Source organism: Methylomonas koyamae (assembly GCF_001644025.1).
GTDB lineage: Bacteria > Pseudomonadota > Gammaproteobacteria > Methylococcales > Methylomonadaceae > Methylomonas > Methylomonas koyamae_A.
Genome location: NZ_LUUK01000106.1, coordinates 1 through 3358 on the forward strand (window position 1 = coordinate 1; position 3358 = coordinate 3358).

The 3358-nt window shown below is 56.1% G+C and carries 4 protein-coding genes; all 4 read left to right on the forward strand.

The features are described 5' to 3' along the window. The first annotated feature begins 104 nt into the window (after positions 1–104). Positions 105–1223 (forward strand): urea ABC transporter permease subunit UrtC, encoded by a 1119-nt coding sequence (urtC, locus tag A1355_RS08640; RefSeq protein WP_064027056.1) that lies wholly within the window; start codon positions 105–107, stop codon positions 1221–1223. Next, a complete protein-coding gene (gene urtD, locus A1355_RS08645; protein ID WP_026601513.1) occupies positions 1220–2029 on the forward strand; it encodes an urea ABC transporter ATP-binding protein UrtD in 810 nt (269 codons plus the stop codon). The genes urtC and urtD overlap by 4 nt, the downstream gene beginning before the upstream one ends. Further along, the gene (locus A1355_RS08650; RefSeq protein WP_064027058.1) at positions 2029–2802 is read left to right on the forward strand and encodes an ABC transporter ATP-binding protein; all 774 of its coding nucleotides are present in this window, start codon (positions 2029–2031) and stop codon (positions 2800–2802) included. Before urtD ends, A1355_RS08650 begins: the two co-directional genes overlap by 1 nt. 257 nt (positions 2803–3059) lie before the next feature. Further along, positions 3060–3358, forward strand: a 299-nt coding sequence (locus tag A1355_RS24465; RefSeq protein WP_082885452.1) for a GIY-YIG nuclease family protein, incomplete at its 3' end; no start/stop codon positions are given.

Consider the following 3358-nt stretch of genomic DNA (forward strand, 5'->3'; position numbering starts at 1 on the left):
ATTGCCGAGGCCAAGCAAAAGAAAGTACCTCGGCCGTCGGGCCGAGACCCGACTTCAAAAAAGCCGTCGCAACAGCGACACTTTAAAACAGACGGAAGTCAAAAATGAATATCGCTAAACTGACCCAAGACAAAACCTACTCTTCAGTGCTAATCGCCCTAGCCAGCGTCACCCTCTTAATCCCTCTCTGCAACCTAATCTTCCCCGAAGATTCCGCATTGCATTTCTCCGCCTATTCAGTCTCCCTAATCGGCAAATACCTCACCTTCGCCCTGCTCGGCTTGTCGCTGGACATGGTCTGGGGCTACGCCGGGATTCTGGTATTGGGCCAAGGCGCATTCTTCGCACTGGGCGGCTATGCGATGGGTATGTATCTGATGCGGCAGATCGGCACGCGCGGTGTTTACGGCAACGCCGAGCTGCCGGACTTCATGGTGTTCCTGAACTGGACCGAGCTGCCCTGGTACTGGCACGGCTTCGAGAATTTCGGTTTCGCGATGTTGATGGTTTTCCTGGCGCCCGGCTTGCTGGCTTTCGTGTTCGGCTGGCTGGCGTTTCGTTCTCGGGTCACCGGCGTCTATCTATCCATCATTACCCAGGCTTTGACTTACGCACTTCTGCTGGCTTTCTTCCGCAACGAAATGGGCTTCGGCGGCAACAACGGCTTGACCGATTTCAAAGACATCCTCGGTTTCAATATTCAATCCGAGGCGGTGCGTTCAGTCTTGTTATTGATGACCGGCCTGAGCCTGATCGGCGCCTTGTTGCTGTGCCGCTGGATTGTGAACAGCAAACTGGGCCGGGTCGTCACGGCGGTTCGCGACCAAGAATCGCGGGTACGTTTTCTCGGTTACCGGGTGGAATTATTCAAACTATGGGTATTCGTGTTCGCGGCGATGCTCTCGGGTCTGGCCGGCGCGCTGTACGTGCCGCAAGTCGGCATCATCAACCCTAGCGAGTTCTCACCATTAAACTCATTGGAAATCGTCATCTGGGTCGCGGTCGGCGGGCGCGGCACCTTGTACGGCGCCATCATCGGCGCGGTGCTGGTCAACTACGCCAAAACCGTATTGACCGGCCTGATGCCCGACGCCTGGCTGTTTTGCCTGGGCGGTGCCTTCATCCTGGTCACCTTGTTAATGCCCGACGGCATCGTCGGCCTGCTGCGCCGTCGCAGCAAACCCAAACCCACTCTTAATGCTACCGGAGGACAACCGGCATGATGATCTCGGCTGCAACTACCACTGAAGGCGGCGCCAGCCTGCCGCTGGACGGCGAGGTCGACGCCCGCCACGGCCCGATTCTGTACATGGAAGACGTCAGCGTCAGCTTCGACGGCTTCCGGGCGCTGAACCATTTATCGCTGTACATCGACGACGGCGAATTGCGCTGCCTGATCGGCCCCAACGGTGCCGGTAAAACCACCTTGATGGACGTCATTACCGGCAAAACCAAGCCTGACAGCGGTTCGGTGTTTTTCGGCCAGACCATCGATTTGCTGGAACTGGACGAACCGGCCATCGCTCAGGCCGGCATTTGCCGCAAGTTTCAAAAACCCAGCGTGTTCGATGCCCTGACCGTATTCGAAAATCTGGAACTGGCCTTAAAAACCGACAAACGCACCTGGCCGACCTTGTTTCATAAATTAAACGGCGAGCAACGCGACCGCATCCAGGATGTGCTGCAAACCATCGCCCTGCCCGCCCAACAACGGCAATTGGCCGGCGCGCTGTCGCACGGTCAGAAGCAGTGGCTGGAAATCGGCATGTTACTGATGCAGGACCCAAAAGTGATGCTGGTCGACGAACCCATCGCCGGCATGACTCATCAGGAAGTCGAACGTACCGCCGAACTGTTGTTGTCCTTGCAAGGCAAACACTCCATCGTCGTCGTCGAGCACGACATGGAATTCGTGCGCAGCATCGCCCGTAAAGTGACAGTGTTGCACGAAGGCTCGGTGCTCACCGAAGGCACGATGGATGAAGTGCAAAACGATCCGCGCGTGATCCAAGTTTACCTGGGGGGATGATGTTAACGATTAGCGCATTGCAACAATACTATGGCGCCAGCCACACCTTATGGGACCTGGATTTGAGCGTACCCGCAGGGTCCTGCGTCTGCCTGATGGGCCGCAACGGCGTCGGCAAAACCACCTTACTGAAAGCCATCATGGGTCTATTACCGGTGGCCGACGGCAGCATTCAATTCGACGGCGTGGAATTGGCCAAAGCCAAGGCCGAGTCCCGTGCCGAACTAGGCATCGGTTACGTGCCGCAAGGCCGGGAAATCTTTCCGTTGTTGACGGTGGAAGAAAACCTGAAAACCGGGCTGCGCGCCGCCAACAAACACGGTATCAAAAAAGTGCCGGACAGCATTTTCGAGATTTTTCCGGTACTAAAACAAATGCTCAAACGCCGGGGCGGCGACCTGTCCGGCGGCCAGCAGCAGCAATTGGCCATCGGCCGGGCGCTGGTACTGAATCCGCGCCTACTGATCTTGGATGAACCGACCGAAGGCATTCAGCCCAACATCGTCAGCGAAATCGGCGACGTGATCATTCGTCTGAATAAATCGCGCGGTGTAGTGACACCGGCCCCAAAACCGGAAACCGGCGAAATCCACCAAGCCATCGACCGCATCCATAAAGAACTGGGCGTAACGGTATTGCTGGTCGAACAAAAACTGCCGTTTGCTCGCAAGGTCGCCAATCAGTTTTGCATCATGGACCGGGGGCGGGATGTGGCGGTGGGGGCGATGAACGAATTGGCGGACGACATGGTGAAGCGGTATTTGACGGTGTAGTATTTTGATTTTCTAGGGGCGAAAATCGACTTTTCCGTTTGCATGCTAGGATTTTCCCGTTCGTCCTGAGCCCCGTCGAAGGATGGGCGGGAAAATCCGTGCATCTCTGCGCCAAACCGTTCGTGCTGAGTCCTTCGGCGGCGCTCAGGAGAGCCTTGTCGAAGCACGAACGGTTTGGCGAGTAGCGATTATTTCCCGGCGGAATTGATTGGCGTAACAGCGACCTACAACACCTCAAACAAGGATAAGGAAGCAGAATGTTCTGGGTTTATATCCTTCGCTGCGCCGACGGCAGCTATTACACCGGCCATACCGATAATCTCGAAAAACGAATAGCCCAACATCAAGCTGGCGAATGCGGTGGCTACACTTTACCGCGTCCTCCGGTAGAGTGCATTTGGTCTCAGGCAACCAGCACGCGAGAAGAAGCGCTATCGGCGGAACGGCAAATCAAGGGCTGGAGTCGGAAAAAGAAAGAAGCCATGATGAGAGGTGATTGGGCTGAAGTTAGCCGGCTTGTGAAAAGTCAATCCGTTCATCCTTCGACAAGCTCAGG